The organism is Buchnera aphidicola (Cinara piceae) (genome assembly GCF_900699035.1).
GTDB classification, from domain to species: Bacteria; Pseudomonadota; Gammaproteobacteria; order Enterobacterales; family Enterobacteriaceae; genus Buchnera_F; species Buchnera_F aphidicola_AV.
The window spans coordinates 266019-287436 of record NZ_LR217739.1 but is presented as its reverse complement, the minus strand read 5'-3'; the positions used below and the strand labels follow the sequence as shown (position 1 = coordinate 287436).

Genomic DNA, 21418 nt, shown 5'->3' with positions numbered 1-21418 from the left:
TTTTTTTTATAAAAAAATAAATGATATCTATCATCAATTAGATATTTTAATAATAATATTAATATTATTGTTTATAATGATTTTTAAAAATAATTTAATGATATCTATTTTTTCAAATAGATATCATTAATAAATATATAATTTTTATAAAATATATATTTTTTTAAAACAAATTTTATTTATATAAAATATATTATAATATATATAGTTTATTAAAAAATAAAATTTATATATATAAAATGATAATACTTATATTTTCTATAAATATGTAGTATATGAATATTTTTGTGATAAAAAAGAATTTATTTTCTCTAAAATAGAATATATTGATATATAATAATTTTTTTAAATTTTTATATAGATATATAAAATATTCATTATGATAGTTAAATATAAAAAACAATTATTTTAATATTTTAAAAGTAGATAAAAATTATTTATATACTATTTTAATTGGTATATACTATTTTTTAATATATAAAATTTTTTAGATTTAAATCCATAATAATTAATTATATAAATATTTTATATTGATGATATTATTAAGTATTAAAATAATATATGGTGTTTTATATGCATTTTTTTTTATTAATAATTTTTATTTTTATTTCTTTTGTATTAATTTCTCTTATTATATTTCAATGTAGTTCTGGTAGTAATTTATCTTCTAATGTTAGTGATTATTCTTCTCAATTATTTACTGAACATTCGAAAAGTTATGTTATGACATATACAATCATAGTATTATTAATTTTATTTTTTATAATGAGTTTAATGTTATGTAAATTTAATTATTGGGCTCAATATAGTTTAAATATATAATTATTTATATTAATTATTTATTTTTATAATTTCTACTTATTTTTTAAAATATTTATATTATAATAATAATATAAAGACTTTAACCGAAGTGGTGAAATTGGTAGACACGCTATCTTGAGGAGATAGTACTTAATTTTAAATAAGTGTACGGGTTCAATTCCCGTCTTCGGTATAAATTATATTTCTTTTTTTCTTTCTTTTTTGTATTTTTTATATTACATATATTTTTATTAAAATAGTAATTTAATATTTTAACCCCGAAAAATTTCGGGGTTTTTTATTACAATTTTTTAATAGATAAAAATTTTTTATTAAAAAATATCTATTATAAAAAATTGAGTATCTTAAACAAATAATTTTATGCATAAAGTATTATTTTTTATTTTGATTGACAAAATTTCTTTTCTTTGAATTATTTGTTTAGTTGAATATATCCATTTAAATTTAAGGATAATTGACATGAACAAAGAAATATTATCTGTAGTAGATGCTGTTTCACATGAAAAGTCTATCCCAAGAGAAAAAATTTTTGAAGCTTTAGAAAGTGCTTTAGCAATTGCTACGAAAAAAAAATATAATCAAGATATTAATATTAGAGTATGCATAAATCGTAGTAATGGTATTTTTAATACATATAGAAGATGGTTAGTAGTAGATGTTGTATCTAACCCAACAAGAGAAATTACATTAGAAGCAGCTCGATTTGTAAATAGTATAATAAAGTTGAATGATTATATAGAAGACTGTTTTAATTCTGTAAATTTTGATCGTATTGCGACTCAAATCGCTAAACAAGTTATTATACAAAAAGTTAAAGAAGCTGAAAGGGAAACTCTAATTAATCAGTTTTGTAAAAAAAAAGGTAGAATTATTATAGGAATTGTTAAAAAAATTAATAGAGATTATATTATTTTAGATGTTGGTAATAATGTTGAAGGTATAATTATGCGTGAAGATATGTTACCAAGAGAAAATTTTCGAATTAATGATAGAGTTAGAGGAATATTATATAATATTTCTTGTGAATCTCGAGGAATTCAGCTTTTTATCAGTAGATCGCGATCAGATATGTTAATTGAATTGTTTCGTATTGAAGTTCCTGAAATTGGAGAAAAATTAATAGAAATCAAAGATATTGCTCGAGATCCTGGTTCAAGATCAAAAATTGCTGTTATGACATACGATAGTAGAATTGATCCCGTTGGAGCTTGTGTTGGTATTAGAGGGGCTAGAGTTCAAGCTGTTTCTAATGAATTGGGGGGAGAAAGGATTGATATAATTTTATGGGACAATAATCCAGAAAAATTTGTTATTAATTCAATGGCTCCTGCTGATGTATCATCAATTTTTTTGGATGATCATAATCATATTATGAATATATCTGTTAAAGAATGTAATTTAGCTCAAGCGATTGGAAGAAACGGACAAAATGTTCGTTTAGCCTCTCAATTAACTGGATGGGAATTAAATATCATGACTTCTGATTCTTTAATAAAAAATAAAAAATTAGAAAAAAATGATTTTTTTTATATTTTTAAAAATCAACTAAAACTGAAAAAAAATGATATCTTTTTATTATTTAATGCAGGTTTTTCTTCTATACAATCAATTGCTGATGCATCTATTAATAAACTATCTTCTATTAAAGGGATTAAGCATGATATTATTTTAAAAATAAAAAGAAAAGCAATTTTAATTTTAAAAAATAATCAAGAAAAATTAGTAAAAATATTTTATAAAAATTATTCAAATTCAGAATTATTCTGTTTAAAAAATATAAATGAAACTGTAATTCAAAAATTAATAGAAAAAAAAATATATACTTTGGAACATTTAGCTGAAAAAAGTATTGATGATTTACATGATATTTCTATGTTAACGTCTATACAAGCTGGTCAATTAATTATGGAAGCTCGTAATATTTGTTGGTTTAATGAAAATAAATAAAAGATTATACAAAATATAATTGTGATTATAATAACAAATTTTTAAAAAAATAAAATTATTTTTAGAAAGTTTATTAATTTTTTTAAATTAAGAATATATAAATTTTTAATAAAATTATTATTTTTATTAAAAAAATAACATATAGATTATATCAAATAATTTTTTAAAAAAATAGTAATTTCAATTTATTTAAATAAATATATTTTTTTATATTAATTAAATAATTAAATGAAAAATAGTATGTATTAAGTATATTTTTTGATATATTATTTTTAATAAAAATTTTATGATATTAATCATTAATTGAATTTACATTTAAAATAAAAGAGATAATTTTACCAGTGAAATTGAAAAAAGTAAAATATAACAATAATAATCCATTACCAATAAAAGATAAGAAAAAAAAAATATTCAATAATAAAAAAAAATCAATAAATTTAGTCAATTCTAAATTTGTTACATCAGATAATTCTTTACAAGATAGAAATAAAAAAAATACTAATTTTATATTTAAAAAAAATATGAAAAAGAAAACATCTCTATTCAATTCATTAAATAATAAAAATACATTAAAAAATAAAAAAATAGATTCTCATATTTTAATAAATGAAAATAAAAAAAATATATATAATAATCGAGATTCTAAACAAATAAAAAAAAATTATATTGATAATAAATTACATAGATTTTCTAATATTAATAAAAATAATAAAAAAAATACTATATTTTCTTCAAATAGATCTGAAAAAAATTTTTATAATTATAAAAAAAAAAATACATCACACTTGATAAAAAATTCTATACTGCAACAGAAATTTAACAAACCTTCTAAAATTTTTAATAAGCCAGTTATCATAAGTAATGATATTTCTGTATTAGAGTTGTCTAATAAAATGTCAGTTAAAAGCTCTAAAGTTATTCAAAATTTGTTAAATTTAGGTTTTTCAGTGTCTATTAACCAATTATTAGATAAAGATACAGCTCAATTAGTAGCAGAAGAAATGGGCCATAAAGTTCTTTTTCGCCCGGATAATGAATTAGAAATTTCTTTAATGAAAAATCGTAATTCAAATAATTTAATACAAGAAACAAGACCTCCTATTGTTACTGTAATGGGTCATGTAGATCACGGAAAAACATCTTTATTAGATTACATTAGATCTACTAAAGTAGTTTCAAAAGAGTTTGGAGGTATTACACAACATATTGGTGCGTATCATGTAAATACTCCTCATGGAATTATTACATTTTTAGATACCCCTGGTCATGCAGCATTTACTGCAATGAGAGCTAGAGGAACAAAAATTACTGATATCGTTGTTTTAGTGGTTGCTGCTGATGATGGTGTTATGCCTCAAACAATAGAAGCAATTCAACATGCAAAAAATGCTAATATTCCAATTATCGTAGCTATTAATAAAATTGATAAAACAAAGGCTTATTTAGAAAAGATTAAAAAAGATTTAGTTAAATATTCCATTATTTCTGAAGAATTTGGTGGAGAAAATATATTTGTATTAGTTTCAGCAAAAACTGGTTTTGGAGTTGATGAATTATTATCTGTAATTTTACTTCAATCTGAAATGTTAGAATTAAAATCTATATATAATGGAATGGCTTCGGGTGTAGTAATTGAATCGTTTTTAGATGTGAAGTGTGGACCTATAGCTACTGTTTTAATTAAAGAAGGCACCTTACATTTAAATGATATTATCGTATGTGGTATGGAATACGGAAAAGTAAAATTACTTAGAAATGAATTGAATAGTAACGTGCTATTAGCTGGCCCTTCTATTCCTGTAGAAGTATTAGGTTTATCAGGTGTTCCTCAAACAGGAGATATATTAACAGTTGTTCATGATGAAAAAAAAGCTAGAGCCGTATCTATATATCGAAAAACAAAATTTAGAGAAAAAAGATTGTTAAATCAAAAAAAAACTGATATAGATAATTTATTTACTAAAATTAGTACAAAAAAAATATCAGATTTAAATATTATTTTAAAAGCTGATGTTCAAGGTTCTTTAGAAGCATTATTAGATTCATTGCAATTATTATCTGATAAAATTATTAAAATCAATATTATTATGTCAAGTGTAGGGGCAATTACAGAAACTGATGTATATTTAAGTATTACTACTTCATCTATGTTAATAGGATTTAATGTTCGCGCTAATAGTTCTGCGAAAAAAATTATAGAATTAGAAAATATAGAAATTCGATATTATTCTATAATATATGATTTAATTAATGATATTAAAAAAATTATGTCAGGATTATTAATACCTACGCATAAACAAAAAATAATTGGTTTAGCGGAAGTAAGAAGTATATTTAAATCCCCTAAATTTGGATTAGTTTCTGGATGTATGGTTATAGAAGGTGTTATTAAAAAAACTAACCCAATAAGAGTTTTGAGAAATAATATTGTGATTTATGAAGGAGAATTAGAATCATTACGTCGTTTTAAAGAAGATGTTATAGAAGTTCGCAATGGAATTGAATGTGGTATTGGAGTAAAAAATTATAACGATATTCTTATTGGAGATAAGATTGAAGTTTTTCAATTATTTAAATAAATAATTAATAATATTGTATTGAAAATGACATTTTTTATATAACAATATTTTCATTATTCATAAGGCATGATATGTTAAAAGATTTTAGTCGATCAATGAGATTAGAACGAACATTACATAAAGAAATTGCTTTGATTATTCAACATGATTTAAAAGATCCGCGAATAAATTTATTAATAACAATTTCTGAAGTAAAATTATCATTAGATTTAAGTTATGCGAAAGTATTTGTTACTTTTTTAAAATATAAAAATAAAAATTATATTAAATTAATGTTAAGTATTTTACAAAAAGCAGGAGGTTTTATTCGTTCTCATCTTAATAAACATGTATATTTACGTATTATCCCTAAATTACATTTTATTCATGATATTTCTTTTATTAACGGGATATTTATTTCAAAATTAATTAGTAATCGTATATTAAGTTAATTACTAATGAATTTGTAGAGTAATCTGAATATAGGCTTTCAAATGGGTTATAGAGATGGTATAGATTATACTGGAATATTATTACTAGATAAACCAAAAGGAGTTTCTTCTAATTGTATATTACAACAAATTAAGAAAATTTTTTTTGCAAAAAAAGTCGGTTATACGGGTTCATTAGATCCTTTAGCTACTGGAATGTTACCTATTTTATTTGGTCATGCAACAAAATTTTCAAAATATTTAACTAATTCAGTAAAAAAATACCATGTAATAGCTAAATTAGGAGAAATTACTACAACCGGTGATTTAGCTGGAGAAGTATTAGAGACGCGCGCAGTATGTATAAACATTAATTATTTAATTAAAATTTTAAAAAATTTTATCGGTGTGATATATCAAGTTCCTCCTATGTTTTCAGCTATTAAATATCATGGAATACCATTATATAAATATGCTCGATTGGGTATTACTATTCCTCGTGATAAAAGAAAATTAATTATTTATCAATTAAAGTTTATTAAATTTATTGATTGTTTTTTGGAATTTACAGTTGTATGTTCTAAAGGAACATATATTCGTAGTTTAGTGTATGATATTGGGAGAAATTTACATTGTGGTGCACATGTAATTTTTTTACGTCGTTTAAGAGTAGGTCCTTATTATTCGTCACAATTAGTCAAATTATCTGATTTGTATCAAATTAAAAAAATGGATATACAACAAGAATATAAATTTTGTCTTTTTAATATATTAAATACATTTTTATTACCTATTAGTTCAGTTTTTTTAAAATATCCACTAATCAAATAATTTGAAAAAGATACTAAAAATTTTTTAAAAAAAATGTATTTTATGTATTTTTTTTCTAGGATTCTTTTAATTTAGTTTTTTAAAAAACTAAATCATATATTTTTAGAAATTAAAAAAATAAAATATATATATCATGATTTAATTTAGAATGTATTTTATTTAATTAATTATAATTTTTTATAAAAAATTATAATTTTATTACATTAAATAAATAAGTATATTAGGTATATTTATGTTAAAAAATAAATTAGAAATAAAAGATTTAATTATGAGGTATGGAAAATTATATAGTAATAGTGGAAGTTCATCTGTACAGATTGCATTATTAACTAGAAAAATAAATCACTTACAAAAACACTTTTCCGTTAATAAAGAGGATCATTGTGGTCGTAAAGGATTATTAAATATGGTTTCTCGTCGTAGAAAATTATTAGATTATATAAAATCTAAAAAACACAAACATTACTTATTTTTAATTAAAGATTTAGATTTACGTTATTAAACTTATTATATAATTATTATTATATAACATTAAAATTTATTAGTAAATAGAGTATAATTATATATATAGAAAAGGGCTTTTATAGCTCTTTTCTTTGTATTTTTGTATTTATTAAAGATAAGTTTATTTTTTTTAAAATTTTTAATATAAGAAGTTATTTTTAATAAAATATAAGTATTTTTTTAAATCACTTTTTATAAGGACGTTAATTTTGTTAAAACCAATTACACATAAATTTAAATATGGCGATCATTCTATTATTCTAGAAACTGGAGTTATAGCCCGACAAGCTACTGCTGCAGTTTTAGCTAGTATGGATGATACAACTGTTTTAGTTACTATTGTTTGTGATAATACAGTACCAGTAGGACAAAAATTTTTTCCTCTAATTGTGAACTATCAAGAACGTACTTATGCTGCCGGTAGAATCCCGGGTGGTTTTTTTCGTCGAGAAGGTCGTCCTAGTGAAAATGAGATTTTGATTTCCAGGCTAATTGATAGACCTATTCGCCCGTTATTTTCTAAAGATTTTTTACATGAAGTGCAAATTATTGTAACAGTTATTTCAGTAAATCCTCAAATCAATCCTGATATTATTGCTATCATTGGATCTTCTGCTGTTTTATGTTTATCTGGTTTACCTTTTTTAGGTCCTATAGGTGCAGCTCGAGTTGGATACATAAATAATAAATATATTTTAAATCCTTCTACAGAAATAATTAAAAAAAGTTTTTTAGATTTAGTTATATCAGGTACTAAAGATACTATTTTTATGGTTGAAGCGGAAGCTAATATATTGTCTGAAGAAGAAATTTTAAATGCTATTTTATTTGGACATGAAAATCAAAAATCATTAATTGATAATATTTATTTATTTTCTAAAAAAGCAAATAAAATTCCTAATATTAATTCAATTTCCTATAGACTGGATGAAAAATTATATAATTTAGTTTCTAAAAAAATTAAAAAAGATATTAATTTAGCATATCATATATTAGAAAAGAAAGAGAGATTAAAAAAATTAAGTGATATTAAACAAAAATTAGTTTTAGATTTATTAAATCATGATAATACATTAATTTCAGCTAAAATTGAAGAAAATATATATTTATTGGAGCGTAATATTGTACGTAAACGTATTTTAAAAGGTAAATCAAGAATTGATGGTAGAGAAAATAATGCAATTAGATATATTGATGTAAGAACTGGTGTTCTTCCTCGTGTTCATGGATCTGCTTTATTTACTCGAGGTGAAACTCAGGCTTTAGTATCTGCTACTCTAGGGACATCTCGTGATGCGCAAAATCTAGATGATCTTTTAGGAGATAGAACTGATAATTTTTTATTTCATTATAACTTCCCTCCATATTCTGTGGGTGAAATTGGTATTGTTGGTTCGCCTAAAAGACGAGAAATAGGTCACGGTAAATTAGCTAAACGTAGTTTTTTAGCTGTAATGCCTAATATTGAAGAATTTCCTTATACAATTCGTTTAGTTTCTGAAATTACAGAATCTAATGGTTCTTCTTCAATGGCTTCTGTTTGCGGTGCATCTTTAGCTTTAATGGATGCCGGTGTTCCTATTAAATCCGCAATTGCGGGAATTGCTATGGGTTTAATAAAAGAAAATAATTCTTATGTAATTTTATCAGATATTTTAGGGGATGAAGATTATTTAGGTGATATGGATTTTAAAGTTTCCGGGAGTAGAATAGGTATTACTGCTTTACAAATGGATATAAAAATTTCTGGAATTTCAATTAATATTATTAAAGATTCTCTTTATCAAGCAAAATTTGCAAGATTAAAAATCTTAGATATTATGGAAACTGCTTTACAAATCCCTAGAAGTGACATTTCAAAATTTGCTCCTAGGATATATACAATGAAAATTAATCCTGAAAAGATAAAAGATGTAATAGGTAAAGGCGGTTCTATAATTCGAATGTTAACAGAAGAAACTGGAACAATTATTGAAATTAAAGATGATGGAATAGTAAAAATATCAGCTTCTATTGGAAAAAAAGCTAAAAATGCTATTCGTAGAATTAAAGAAATTACTGAAGATATTAAAATTGGAAAAATTTATTCAGGAAAAGTAACTCGTATTCTTGATTTTGGCGCTTTTGTATCTATCGGTTTGGGTAAGGAAGGGTTAATTCATATTTCTCAAATTTCACATAAAAGAGTAGATAAAGTAGTGAATTATTTAAAAATTGATCAAATTATTTCTGTAAAAGTATTAGAGGTAGATCGACAAGGCCGTATTAGATTAAGTATGAAAAATATTAATGAGCTGAAATAATTTGTAATATTATACATAATTGATATTTTATATGTTAGATACTATCTAATTATAAATTTTTATTGTATAATAAACATTCTTTTAATTCAGCTAAAAATATTAAATATTTTAGTATATAGTTATTTTATTAAAATAATTTATTATTTTTTTTAAAAAATGTATATACATTCAATTTAGCCGGTTCATACTCTTTAATGAAAATTAATAGCAATTTTCATAATGAGTTATGTAGTATACTGGCCATTGTTGTAACATAAGAGGCTTATACTCTACATGACTCAAATTTATAATTCTTTTTCCGTTTTTGGACTTAATTCTTTTTTATTAAAATCCCTTGAAGTATTAGGGTATGTTAAACCTTCTCCTATTCAATCTACTTGTATTCCTTATTTATTATCAGGAAAAGATGTATTAGGAATGGCACAAACTGGTAGTGGAAAAACAGCAGCATTTGCATTACCATTATTAAATAATATTAAAATTTCTTTAAGAGCTCCTCAAATTCTAGTTTTGGTTCCTACTCGAGAATTAGCTATACAAGTAGCAAAGGCTTTTTCTGATTTTTCTAAATATCTTACTGGAATACAAGTTTTAGCTTTATATGGTGGTCAGAGGTATGAAATTCAATTACAGGCATTAAGAAAAGGACCACAAATTATCATTGGAACACCAGGTCGTTTATTAGATCATTTAAAAAGAGGAACATTAAATTTAATAAATTTAAGTAGTTTAGTTTTAGATGAAGCAGATGAAATGTTGCGGATGGGTTTTATAGAAGATGTAGAAACAATTATGTCAAAAATTCCTAAAAAACATCAAACTGCTTTATTTTCAGCTACTATGCCTAATGTTATTCGTAGAATATCTAGACGATTTATGGATTTACCTAAAGAAGTTAAAATACAGTCTACTGGAATTACTCGTCCTGATATACAACAAAGTTATTGGATAGTTCGCGGTAAAAAAACTGATGCTTTAATTCGATTTTTAGAAATAGAAGATTTTTCTGCTACAATTATTTTTGTTCGTACAAAAAATGCTACAGTAGAAGTATCTGAAGCTTTAGAAAAAAACGGATATAATTGTGCAGCATTAAACGGTGATATGAATCAATTATTACGAGAGCAGACATTAGAGCGTTTGAAAACAGGAAAATTAGATATATTAATCGCTACTGATGTTGCAGCACGTGGTTTAGATGTTGATAGAATTAGTTTTGTTATTAATTATGATATTCCTATGGATGCTGAATCATATGTTCATCGTATCGGTAGGACTGGAAGAGCAGGTAGAACAGGTCGTGCGTTATTATTTGTAGAATATCGTGAACGTAGATTACTTTATAATATTGAAAGAATAATAAAACATTCTATTCTAGAAGTAGAATTACCAAAATCTGAATTAGTTGTACAACATCGATTAAAAATACTTTCAGAAAAAGTACAAAAACAATTAAATAGTAGTGATTTAGATGTATATAGAAAATTATTGTTTAAGTTAAATTTAAAAGAAGGTTGGGATTTTGAGAAATTATCAGCAGCTTTATTAAAATTAGCTCAAGGTGATCGTCCATTAATTATTCCTCCTGAAAAAAATTATTCCGGTTTATCTTTTAGGAAACAATATGTATCATCACCTTTTAATAAAAGAAGAATGATGTATAATAAAAAATCTATAAATAATCGATTTACTAAAAATAATAAAAAATTAGAAGATATGATTATCTATCGTATTGAAGTGGGTCGTACAGATAAAATAGAAGTTCGTCATATAGTGGGAGCTATTGCAAATGAAGGAGATATTAGTAGTCGTTTAATTGGTAATATTAGATTATTTACAAATCATTCTACTATAGAATTACCTAAAAAGCATTCTCAACGGTTATTAGCTCGTTTATTACATACTCGTATTTTAAATAAACCCATTAAAATTAAACCTATAATACCTTTGGCTTTACAAATAAAAAAAAGAGATATAATATTACGTAATAACAAAAATTATAAAAAACATAAAATTTAATATAAATTATTATAATAAATGATATATTATATTTTTTATTTTTATTAAATTTTATGCCACTAAGTGGCATAAAATTATTATATAGATGCTATTGCTTCAATTTCTATACTTACTTTTTGGGGTAGTTCTGATACACCTATACATGATCGCGCAGGATATGTATCAGTATATTGATCGAAAAATTTTTTATAGGATAAATTAATTTCTTTTAATTTATCCATTTTTGTAGTAAATATCGTAGTTTTAATGATATTTTTAATATTTAATTTATGATTTTTTAATAAACTATATATATTCATTAATATTAAATCTGTTTGTTTACATAAATCTTTAGGAATTATTCCTGTTTTTTGATCAACGGGTATTTGCCCTGAAAGAAAGAATAAATTATTTATTTGAAAAATAGGTGAATATGGTCCAAATATTTTATTTGGTGTATATTTTTTCTTTAACATCATAGTTCCATAAGTTTTTTTATATTTTGTTAATAATTTTTAAAAAAAAGATTTTTTTGATAAACACGAAACTAATAAAGCTTTAATGGTATGTAATCTATTTTCAGATTGTTCAAAACTAAGATTTACATCCGAGTTAAATATATCGTGAGTAATCTCCAATCCATTATCAATATTAAATTTATTATGTATTTCATTTCCTAATATAGATTTCTTATCATGTAGTGCTGGTAAACAATGTAATACTTTTATATTTTTGTTATCTGTCATTTTAAGCATTTTTTTGTTAATTTGATACGGATATAATTCTTTTATTTTTTTTTTCCAAATATCTTTTTTTTCCCCCATTGAAACCCATACATCTGTATAGATAAAATCAACATTTCTAACGCCTTTTTTTATATTATCTGTATATATTATATTTTTATTTTTTTTTCTTTGTTTTATTATTTTAAATAAAAAATTTTTTTTAGGCCAATATATTTTAGGAGCCACAATATTTATTTTTAATCCTGTAATATAAGCAGCTTCTAGTAAAGTATTTGCTATATTATTTTGTGCATCGCCCACATATGCACATTTAATTTTTTTAAATGGTTTTGTAGGGTAGATTTCTTTAATAGTAAGTAAATCTGCTAGGATTTGTGTAGGGTGGAATGTATCAGTTAAACCGTTCCAAACAGGTATTTTAGAATATTTTTTAAAATTTTTGATGATTTTATCATTATAACCTCTGTATTGTACTGCATCATACATTCTTCCTAATACTTTTGCTGAATCTTGAATAGATTCTTTATACCCGATATGTGTATCATTAGGACCTAAATATGTAATATTTGCTCCTTGATCATAAGCTGCTATTTCAAAAGCACATCTGGTTCTTGTGGATTCTTTTTCGAAAATTAACGCTATATTTTTTCCTTTTATATATTTATTTTCTTTTTTATCATATTTTTGTTTTTTTAAAAATTGTGATAATTTTATTAAATAAATAATTTCTTTATATGTATAGTCTGATAATTGCAATAAACTTTTTTTATATAATGTCTTCATAATATTTTTCTTATATATTAAAATTTAAACTTTTAATTTAAATTATTTAGTTTTTAAGTAAAAATTTTTTAATTTTTTTTTGAATTTTTATTTAATATGTTTTTATATATATTATATTTATAAAAATTATTTTTATACATAACTATTTTATAGATAATTATTAAATTTTATATTTATTTTAAGATATCAATATGTAATGAATAGTATTTTTGAAAAATAAATGAATTATAATAAATCATTTATTTACTAAATAATATTTATTTTATTTTTAAAAAAATGTTTATATTAAAGATTTTTTCACTAATTTTTATGATTATAAATTTCTGAAATATTTTTAATATTTTAAATATATATTATATATCGTATATTTTATGAAAAAATTTTTTATTTAATTGATAATAATGAAATTTTATTTTACAATATATATTTATATATGTATATAAATGAAAATATTATTAGATAATAATTTGTTTTGTATATTAAAAATAAAGTTTTTTATTTTGTAATTTATATTAATTTTTTTGATATAAGTAATTTTTTTTATATATAAATATATATTTTTTAATTAAAACAATTTTTTTAAACATATTTTAATAATTATTTTTTAAATTATCACTTTAAACTTAAAGTATAAATTTTATATTTTTATTGTAAATAAAAACACACATATAATTGTAGAAAACTATGGATAAAAATTATAATTTTCATGTAATAGAAAAAAAGATACAAAAATATTGTAGAAAAAATAAATTTTTTTTTCATAATAATGATTTTTTAAATCGTGATAATTTTTGTATTATGGTTCCACCGCCAAATATAACAGGTTATTTACATATGGGGCATGCTTTTCAACAGACAATTATGGATACTTTAATTCGGTATCATCGTATGTCTGGAAAAAATACATTATTACAAATGGGAACAGATCATGCGGGTATTGCAACTCAGATGGTTGTTGAGCGTTATTTATTAATAAAAGAAGGTAAAAATAAAGATGCGTATACTCGATCAGAATTTATAAAAAAAATTTTTGATTGGAAAAAAAAATCTGAATTAATTATGTTTAATCAAATTAAACGTTTAGGTCATTTAATTGATTGGACGAAAGTTCGATTTACATTAGATTCTAATTTTTCAAAAGCAGTAAATAATGTTTTTATTAAATTATATAAAGATGGATTAATTTATAGACGTAAAAAATTAGTATATTGGGATCCAAAGTTTCAGACAGTAATTTCTGATTTAGAGGTTGAAAATAAAGTATGTAAAAGTATGATGTGGTATATTAGATATTTTTTAATAGATGATCATAATAGTGCTTCTTTACATAAAAAATATGTTACAGTTGCTACTACTCGACCTGAAACACTATTAGGAGATACAGCTTTAGCTGTTCATCCAAGTGATAATAGATATAAGAAATATATTGGTTGTTTTGTCAAAGTTCCTATTATGAATCGGTCTATTCCTATTATTGGTGATATATCTATTGATATATCAAAAGGAACAGGATGCATGAAAGTAACGCCCGCGCATGATTTTAATGATTATGATATTGGACAACGTAATAAATTGCCTATGATTAATATTTTTACTAGAGACGGGAAAACATTAAAAAAATTGAATATTTTTAATTATAATGGTAAAAAAGAAAAAATATTTAATAATCATATTCCAAAAAATTTACGAAATCTTGATCGTTTTATTGTACGAAAAAATATTTTATCTCTTTTAAAGTCAGAGAATTTATTACGAAAGGTAATTTCGTATAAAAATAATATTCCACATGGAGATCGAAGTGGTGTAATTTTAGAGCCTATGCTTACTAATCAATGGTACTTAAGTACAAAATTATTATCTATAGAAGCAATTAAAGCAGTTAAAGAAGATAAGATTATTTTTATTCCTAAACAATATAAAAATATGTATTTATCTTGGATGAATAATATTCAAGATTGGTGTATTTCTCGTCAATTATGGTGGGGACATAGAATTCCAATTTGGTATGATTCACAAAATAATGCATATGTGGGTGAAAGTGAAGAAGTAATTCGAAAAGAATATTCTTTAAAAAAAGATATCATTCTTAAACAAGATACTGATGTATTAGATACTTGGTTTTCTTCAAGTTTGTGGACTTTTGCTGGTTTAGGATGGCCGGTAGATACTAAGAAAATACATATGTTTCATCCAACTAATGTTTTAGTTTGTGGTTTTGATATCATTTTCTTTTGGATTGCTCGCATGATTATGATTACTATGTATATTATAAAAGATAAATTTGGAAACCCTCAAATTCCTTTTAAATATATATATGTTACCGGTTTAATACGAGATGAACAAGGTCAAAAGATGTCAAAATCTTATGGTAATATTTTAGATCCACTAGATATGATTGATGGTATTAGTTTAATAAAACTAATAAAAAAACGAACAAAGAATTTATTAAATTCTAAACAGATAAATTCAGTTAAAATAAATACTATCAAGAGTTTCCCGAAAGGAATTTTGTCTCATAGTACTGATGCTTTACGATTTACTTTTTTATCTATAGCATCTACAAGTAGAAGTATTAATTGGGATATGAATCGTTTGAAAGGATATCAAAATTTTTGTAATAAAATTTGGCATGCTAGTCGTTTTGTTATACATAACATAAAAAAAAATGTATTTAACAAAGCAAACATTTTTTTATGTATATTAAATCAATGGATTTATAATGAATTAAATGAAGTTGTTAAAAAATATCATATTTCTTTAAAATTATTTCGATTTGATCAATTATCAACATTATTATATAAATTTATATGGAATAAATTTTGTGATCAATATTTAGAGATGATAAAACCAATATTACAGACTGGTTCAGTTTATGAAATCAATATCATTAAAAATTTTTTATTTCTTATACTGAGTCATATTCTTCTTCTTGTTCATCCTATAATACCATTTATTACCACGTATATTTGGACTATATTACATAAATCAAATAAAGAATTTAATTCTGTAATCATTTTAAATTCTCTTCCAAAATATAATACAAATTTAAAAAATATATATGTTATTAAATTTATGAATTGGTTTCAAAAAATTATTTCTGTTTTACGATCTATTAGAGTAGATACTAAAGTGAAGCATACGAAATTACTAAACGTTTATTATAAAAATGTTTCTTTATATCAAAGAATTTTTTTACAAGAAAATAATATAATTTTGAAAAAAATAGCTTATTTAAAATGTATGATTGAAATTAAATCACCATTAAATTTATCTTCTGTTATAATTCGTATTGTTGATGATGTTGAAATATTTATTTCTATTGATTCATGTTTTGATATTAATATTGAATTACAGCGTTTAGATAAAAAGATTAGTTTACTTAATACAGAAATTCAAAAAATAAATTATATTTTATCAAATAAAAAATTTTTAACAAACGCTCCTTCAAGTTTTATTTTAGAAAAACAATCTTTATTAAAAAACAATTTTGATATTTTAAAAAAAATTAATGATCAAAAAAATATCTTATTAAAAAAAATATTAATTTAAATATAATAATTATTTATTACTTTTAATTTATATAAAACAGTATATTAATTATTTATTAGATTGAATTTATCTACTTCATAATTATTATTTTTTTACTAAAAGAATATATCATTTATGTATAAAATAAAAAAAATAGTTTCAAATAATAATTTAAAAAATGTATATATACATTATTTATATAATAAACGTATTGTTTTATCTTTTTATAAGTATTTTTTTATTTCAAATCCTGAAAAATTACTTTTTTTTATTAGGTTAAATTTACAGGATAAGAATATTTTAGGACGTATTTATGTTTCAAGTGAAGGAATTAATGGAACAATTAGTATTCCTTTTATTAAATATAAATATATCAAAAACTTCTTCAAAAAAATTCATACTAAAACTAGAAGAATGTATATTAATTATACAATTGAAAATAAAAGAATGGCATTTTGGAATTTAAGAATTAAAATTAAAAAGCAAATTGTATCTAGTAAAATTAAAAACTTTTGTTTTTCAAGTAATAAGAACGGTATTTATTTAAATGCTTATTTAGTAAATAAATATTTTTTTAATAAAAATTTTGTTTTTGTTGATATGCGAAATAGTTATGAATATGAAGTAGGACATTTTGATAATTCTTTATCAATCCCAGCTAAAACATTTCGTGAACAATTAGAAAAATTGCCTACATTTTTAGAAATATATAAAAATAAAAAAATTGTTTTATATTGTACAGGCGGGGTTCGTTGTGAAAAAGCTACTGCTTTATTAAAATATAAAGGTTTTTCTCAAATATATCATATATATGGTGGTATTTTGAGTTATCTCAAACAAGTTAAAAAATATAATTTTACTAACTATTTTAAAGGAAAAATTTTTGTTTTTGATGACCGCTTATCTGAAAAAATTACTAATGATATATTTTCTAAATGTATTAATTGTAAAAAATATACAGATAGTATACATATTAATTGTTTAAATAACTTTTGTCATCGTTTATTTATTCAATGTCGAAAATGTTCGATAAAATTGAATTCATGTTGTTGTTTAGATTGCAAAAATAAATTATAAATATAGAACTTTTAATAAAAAATAATTAATTATATTTATATATAGTGATAATAGAAATTACTTTTTATATTTCTATTAATATAATATTTTTTATATAAATGAAATTTATATATTTATCTGTATTTAATTTTTTATTTAAATAAATTTATTTTTAGTAATTTAAATAATTTAATATTTATAATATTAAAATTTAAATATTTGTATTTTATATATTAGGAAATAATTATGAAGAAAATTTCTATATTTGAAATTTATACAAAAAATAATTATTTAAATAAAATAATTACTATGAGTGGATGGATACGAAGTAAAAGAATATCAAAAATAGGAATATCCTTTTTAACTATATATGACGGTTCTTCTGCATATACTATTCAAGTAATTGCTAAAAAATCTTTATTTAATTATTCTGCAGAAATTAGAAAATTAACTGTAGGTTGTTCTGTTATAGTATCAGGTTATTTAACATTATCTCCTAGTAATTTACAAACTTATGAAATTCAAGCTAATAAAATTAAAATAATAGGATGGGTAGATCGTCCCGATTCATACCCTATGTCAGCAAAAAAACATACAATAGAATATATAAGAAATTTTGGTCATTTACGTCCTCGTACTAATTTAATTAGTGTTATAGCAAGAATTCGAAATGTAGTATTTCAGTCATTAAATCAGTTTTTAAATAATTATGGTTATATATGGGTATCGACTCCTATTATTACAAGTATTGATACAGAAGGTTCGGGATCAATGTTTCAAGTATCTATTTTAGATGTTAACAATCATTTACATACAAAAAAAAGTATTAATAAAGAAAATTATTTTTTTGGAAAAAAAGTATTTTTAACTGTATCCGGTCAATTAACTTTAGAAGCGTATGCTTGTGCGTTATCTAAGGTTTATTCTTTTGGTCCAACTTTTAGAGCGGAAAATTCTAACACAAAAAAACATTTAACAGAATTTTGGATGTTAGAAGTAGAAAAAGCTTTTTCAGATATTAATGACATATCTATTTTTGCGGAAAAATTGTTAAAATATTCAGTTAGTTTTGTATTAGATAATTGTATTTCTGATTTATTATTTTTACAAAAAAAAATTGATAAAAATATTATTTTTCGTTTAAATAATTTTTTAAATATTGATTTTGTAAATATTGAATATAATGAAGCTATTAATATTTTATTGAAAAATAATAATATTATTAATCAAAAGATCTCATGGGGGGATGATTTATCTTCATGTCATGAAAAATATTTAGTAAATAATTATTTTAAAGCGCCAGTAATAATAAGAAATTATCCAAAATTATTAAAAGCTTTTTATATGCGTATAAATGAAGATGAAAAAACAGTATCTGCATTTGATATTCTACTTCCACATGTTGGTGAAATTATAGGTGGATCCGAAAGAGAAGATAGAATTAATTATTTAGAGACAAGAATGAATGAAATGGGGTTAAATAAAGAAAATTATGATTGGTATAAAGATTTAAGAAAATATGGTACAGTTCCTCATGCAGGTTTTGGTTTAGGTTTAGAGCGATTAATATTATTTATTACAGGAATTAAAAATATTAGAGAATCAATCCCATTTCCTAGAACTGTAGGGCATGCAGATTTTTAAATATTTATTTTTTAAATTTAAATAAAATAAATATTTTTTTTTTAAATTGTAAAATAATAAATGTTACATAGTAATATATAAATTTTTATAAATACAATTTTTATTGTATTTATTAAAATTATATAAAAAAATTATTTTTTTTGATTATATGATTGATATATATTATTTTTAATGTTAAATAGAGTAAAAAAATTTTTATTTAATATTTGAGTGAATGTTAAAAAATCTATTTTTAAACATTTTTGAATTATTTTAGCAATATACCATAATAAACATGGTTGATTTATTTGACCTCTATATGGTTCAGGAGATAAATAAGGTGAATCAGTTTCAATAAATAATCTATTTAACGGTATAAATTTTAAAATAGACCGTAAATCATTTGATTTTTTAAATGTAATTATGCCTGAAAATGAAATATAAAATCCAATATCTAATAATTTTCTTGCAAAATCTACAGTTCCTGTAAATGAATGTATAATTCCTGGATATAATTGATTTTTGTAAGAATTTAAAATATTTATTATTTCTTTGTCTGCACATCTAGTATGAATAATAATAGGTTTTTTAATTTTTTTAGATATCAATATATGATTTTGAAAAAGTTCAATTTGTTTTTTTTTTTCTTTTGATCTATAAAAATCTAACCCAGTTTCACCGATAGCAATAACTTTATCATATTTAGATATAATTTCTATATTTTTTAAATCATTTTTATGGTGAGTATAATTGGGATGTAACCCGCAAGATAAAAAAATATTTTTATAAAAATAAGTATATTGAAATAAATGATAAAAATCTTGAACTGAAGTTGAAATAGATAAAAATAATCTAACATTTTTTTTATAAGCTTTTTTTAAAATATTATCTATATTGTCATTTTTATTAATAGTATTAATATGATTAATATGACAATGAGTATCAATTAAAAACATATTTTTAATTCCTGTTTATTTTTTAAACTAAATGTTATTATTATTTAATATTTCAGTCATTAACAAAAAAATTTGTTCTGTAAGTATTAATTTTTTATCAATATTATATGAATAAGATAATATTTTTTTACATTGAATCCAAGATATTAAATGTGTAATTAATATATTGAAATTATTTATTTTTGCTATTTTTATAATTAATTTAAGTTGATCTAAATTTTGGATTTTATATTTTTTACATGTAAGATATTTTATAGCATCTAGAATAATGTAACAAATCCATGTAATTATTTTTTTTTTACTATAATTTAATATTATTGTTAATAAATCAATGTGTTTTTTATTCACCATATATTGATATATTGCTATCATAAATATATTTCTTTTTTTTAATTCATTACTATTTAAAAATTTATGTGTAATTATAGGAGCATTATTATTGATTCGTAAAGCTGTTAATAATTGAATAGAATTATAAATTTTATTTCTTTCTTTTAACCAAAGTAAATTATCTTTTTCTTTTGGTGGAGCTATATAGTAAATTGTAGATCTGCTTTTAATTGTATTAATAACTTTATTTATATTAGTTGTATTTAAAAAAAATATAGTATTTTTCGGTGGTTCTTCTATTACTTTTAATAAAGCATTATTTGCTTCTATAGTTAGCTTATTAATTGATGAAAAATAAACAATTTTTGCCCCACCTTGTTGTGAACTATGATATATATTGTCTATAATAGTACGAATTATATTGATTCCAATATATTTATGTTTAGAAATATCATCAACATTATAAAAATCTGGATGTTTTTTTTGATTTATTAAGATACATGATAAACATTGATTGCAATTATTGTCTTTCTTTTTATGTAAACAAAGAATCCATCGAGCAATATTAAAAATTAGTTGTGATATTCCTATACCAATATGCGCTTGAATTAAAATTATTGGATGTAATTTATTATTAAAATATTTTTTTGTTATTTTTTTGTATTGATTAATTAACCATGGGTAATTTTTCATTGATAAATATTCTATTTTTTTTGTTTAATTTTTTTCATAATATATGTTACTATGTCTTTTATGGTTTTTACTTTTTCTGTTTCGATATCAAATAATTCAATTTTAAATTCTTCTTCTAATAACATAATTAATTCTATAAAGTCTAATGAATCCATTTTAAATTTTTTTTTTAAATCATCATTTGATGAAATATTTTTATTTTTTATTTGAAATTGTTTTTTGATTATTTTTTTTGTTCGATCAAGAATATTATTCATATATTTATCTCAATTGTTATTTTTAATAGTAAAAATTGTTTTTTTATAAGAT

16 protein-coding genes and 1 tRNA gene are annotated in these 21418 nt (G+C 21.6%); 12 read left to right on the top strand and 5 right to left on the bottom strand.

The features are described from left to right. Window positions 1–573 precede the first annotated feature (573 nt). From secG to BUCIPICE3303_RS01185, 9 genes are all read left to right on the top strand, one after another. Window positions 574–822: a preprotein translocase subunit SecG gene (secG, locus tag BUCIPICE3303_RS01225; RefSeq protein WP_172598704.1), complete on the top strand. Its 249-nt coding sequence runs from the start codon at window positions 574–576 to the stop codon at window positions 820–822. Between the two features lie 82 nt (window positions 823–904). Next, window positions 905–994: transfer RNA gene (locus BUCIPICE3303_RS01220), tRNA-Leu, on the top strand. A 287-nt stretch (window positions 995–1281) separates the two neighbouring features. Further along, on the top strand, window positions 1282–2769 hold the full coding sequence (gene nusA, locus BUCIPICE3303_RS01215) for a transcription termination factor NusA (RefSeq protein ID WP_154049298.1): 1488 nt from the start codon (window positions 1282–1284) through the stop codon (window positions 2767–2769). A 341-nt stretch (window positions 2770–3110) separates the two neighbouring features. After that, window positions 3111–5348, top strand: a complete 2238-nt coding sequence (infB, locus tag BUCIPICE3303_RS01210; protein WP_232512958.1) for a translation initiation factor IF-2 — start codon at window positions 3111–3113, stop codon at window positions 5346–5348. A 71-nt stretch (window positions 5349–5419) separates the two neighbouring features. Continuing rightward, window positions 5420–5779: a 30S ribosome-binding factor RbfA gene (gene rbfA, locus BUCIPICE3303_RS01205; RefSeq protein WP_154049296.1), complete on the top strand. Its 360-nt coding sequence runs from the start codon at window positions 5420–5422 to the stop codon at window positions 5777–5779. A gap of 42 nt (window positions 5780–5821) precedes the next feature. Further along, window positions 5822–6589, top strand: a complete 768-nt coding sequence (gene truB, locus BUCIPICE3303_RS01200; protein WP_154049295.1) for a tRNA pseudouridine(55) synthase TruB — start codon at window positions 5822–5824, stop codon at window positions 6587–6589. 232 nt (window positions 6590–6821) lie between these two features. Further along, window positions 6822–7091 carry a 30S ribosomal protein S15 gene (rpsO, locus tag BUCIPICE3303_RS01195; RefSeq protein ID WP_154049294.1) on the top strand — a complete coding sequence of 90 codons (270 nt, stop codon included), beginning with the start codon at window positions 6822–6824 and terminating at the stop codon, window positions 7089–7091. A gap of 211 nt (window positions 7092–7302) precedes the next feature. Next, complete coding sequence (gene pnp, locus BUCIPICE3303_RS01190; RefSeq protein ID WP_154049293.1) at window positions 7303–9396, top strand: polyribonucleotide nucleotidyltransferase; 2094 nt, start codon at window positions 7303–7305, stop codon at window positions 9394–9396. A 273-nt stretch (window positions 9397–9669) separates the two neighbouring features. Further along, entirely contained in the window at window positions 9670–11415 is a 1746-nt protein-coding gene (locus BUCIPICE3303_RS01185) for a DEAD/DEAH box helicase (protein ID WP_154049292.1), read from the top strand. 77 nt (window positions 11416–11492) lie between these two features. Here BUCIPICE3303_RS01185 and BUCIPICE3303_RS01180 read toward each other — a convergent pair whose 3' ends face one another. Both BUCIPICE3303_RS01180 and argF read right to left on the bottom strand, forming a co-directional pair. Beyond that, window positions 11493–11870 carry a RidA family protein gene (locus tag BUCIPICE3303_RS01180; RefSeq protein ID WP_154049291.1) on the bottom strand — a complete coding sequence of 126 codons (378 nt, stop codon included), beginning with the start codon at window positions 11868–11870 and terminating at the stop codon, window positions 11493–11495. A 39-nt stretch (window positions 11871–11909) separates the two neighbouring features. After that, window positions 11910–12923, bottom strand: a complete 1014-nt coding sequence (gene argF / locus BUCIPICE3303_RS01175) for an ornithine carbamoyltransferase (protein WP_154049290.1) — start codon at window positions 12921–12923, stop codon at window positions 11910–11912. Between the two features lie 684 nt (window positions 12924–13607). Between argF and BUCIPICE3303_RS01170 the strand changes: the two genes are divergently transcribed. The 3 genes from BUCIPICE3303_RS01170 (at window position 13608) to asnS (ending at window position 19151) form a co-directional block, all read left to right on the top strand. Further along, a complete protein-coding gene (locus BUCIPICE3303_RS01170) occupies window positions 13608–16472 on the top strand; it encodes a valine--tRNA ligase (protein ID WP_154049289.1) in 2865 nt (954 codons plus the stop codon). A 114-nt stretch (window positions 16473–16586) separates the two neighbouring features. Continuing rightward, window positions 16587–17528, top strand: coding sequence for a rhodanese-related sulfurtransferase (locus tag BUCIPICE3303_RS01165; protein WP_154049288.1), 942 nt, complete (start codon window positions 16587–16589; stop codon window positions 17526–17528). Between the two features lie 225 nt (window positions 17529–17753). Then, a complete protein-coding gene (asnS, locus tag BUCIPICE3303_RS01160) occupies window positions 17754–19151 on the top strand; it encodes an asparagine--tRNA ligase (RefSeq protein WP_154049287.1) in 1398 nt (465 codons plus the stop codon). 131 nt (window positions 19152–19282) lie between these two features. On the opposite strand, the gene BUCIPICE3303_RS01155 is transcribed toward asnS, so the two are convergent. From BUCIPICE3303_RS01155 to BUCIPICE3303_RS01145, 3 genes are read right to left on the bottom strand one after another with little or no spacing between them, the layout of a single operon-like run. Beyond that, window positions 19283–20086: a TatD family hydrolase gene (locus BUCIPICE3303_RS01155; RefSeq protein WP_154049286.1), complete on the bottom strand. Its 804-nt coding sequence runs from the start codon at window positions 20084–20086 to the stop codon at window positions 19283–19285. 27 nt (window positions 20087–20113) lie between these two features. Next, window positions 20114–21109 carry a DNA polymerase III subunit delta' C-terminal domain-containing protein gene (locus BUCIPICE3303_RS01150; protein WP_154049285.1) on the bottom strand — a complete coding sequence of 332 codons (996 nt, stop codon included), beginning with the start codon at window positions 21107–21109 and terminating at the stop codon, window positions 20114–20116. An 11-nt stretch (window positions 21110–21120) separates the two neighbouring features. Further along, the gene (locus tag BUCIPICE3303_RS01145; protein ID WP_154049284.1) at window positions 21121–21366 is read right to left on the bottom strand and encodes an acyl carrier protein; all 246 of its coding nucleotides are present in this window, start codon (window positions 21364–21366) and stop codon (window positions 21121–21123) included. Between the last annotated feature and the right edge of the window lie 52 nt (window positions 21367–21418).

Bases quoted from the DNA above. Each gene is read 5' to 3' on its own strand.
- rbfA (WP_154049296.1), top strand. From the start codon at position 5,420: ATGTTAAAAGATTTTAGTCGATCAATGAGATTAGAACGAACATTACAT.
- rpsO (WP_154049294.1), top strand. From the start codon at position 6,822: ATGTTAAAAAATAAATTAGAAATAAAAGATTTAATTATGAGGTATGGA.
- argF (WP_154049290.1), bottom strand. From the start codon at position 12,923: ATGAAGACATTATATAAAAAAAGTTTATTGCAATTATCAGACTATACA.
- truB (WP_154049295.1), top strand. From the start codon at position 5,822: ATGGGTTATAGAGATGGTATAGATTATACTGGAATATTATTACTAGAT.
- BUCIPICE3303_RS01185 (WP_154049292.1), top strand. From the start codon at position 9,670: ATGACTCAAATTTATAATTCTTTTTCCGTTTTTGGACTTAATTCTTTT.
- BUCIPICE3303_RS01180 (WP_154049291.1), bottom strand. From the start codon at position 11,870: ATGTTAAAGAAAAAATATACACCAAATAAAATATTTGGACCATATTCA.
- nusA (WP_154049298.1), top strand. From the start codon at position 1,282: ATGAACAAAGAAATATTATCTGTAGTAGATGCTGTTTCACATGAAAAG.
- BUCIPICE3303_RS01145 (WP_154049284.1), bottom strand. From the start codon at position 21,366: ATGAATAATATTCTTGATCGAACAAAAAAAATAATCAAAAAACAATTT.
- BUCIPICE3303_RS01150 (WP_154049285.1), bottom strand. From the start codon at position 21,109: ATGAAAAATTACCCATGGTTAATTAATCAATACAAAAAAATAACAAAA.
- asnS (WP_154049287.1), top strand. From the start codon at position 17,754: ATGAAGAAAATTTCTATATTTGAAATTTATACAAAAAATAATTATTTA.
- BUCIPICE3303_RS01170 (WP_154049289.1), top strand. From the start codon at position 13,608: ATGGATAAAAATTATAATTTTCATGTAATAGAAAAAAAGATACAAAAA.
- BUCIPICE3303_RS01165 (WP_154049288.1), top strand. From the start codon at position 16,587: ATGTATAAAATAAAAAAAATAGTTTCAAATAATAATTTAAAAAATGTA.
- BUCIPICE3303_RS01155 (WP_154049286.1), bottom strand. From the start codon at position 20,086: ATGTTTTTAATTGATACTCATTGTCATATTAATCATATTAATACTATT.
- secG (WP_172598704.1), top strand. From the start codon at position 574: ATGCATTTTTTTTTATTAATAATTTTTATTTTTATTTCTTTTGTATTA.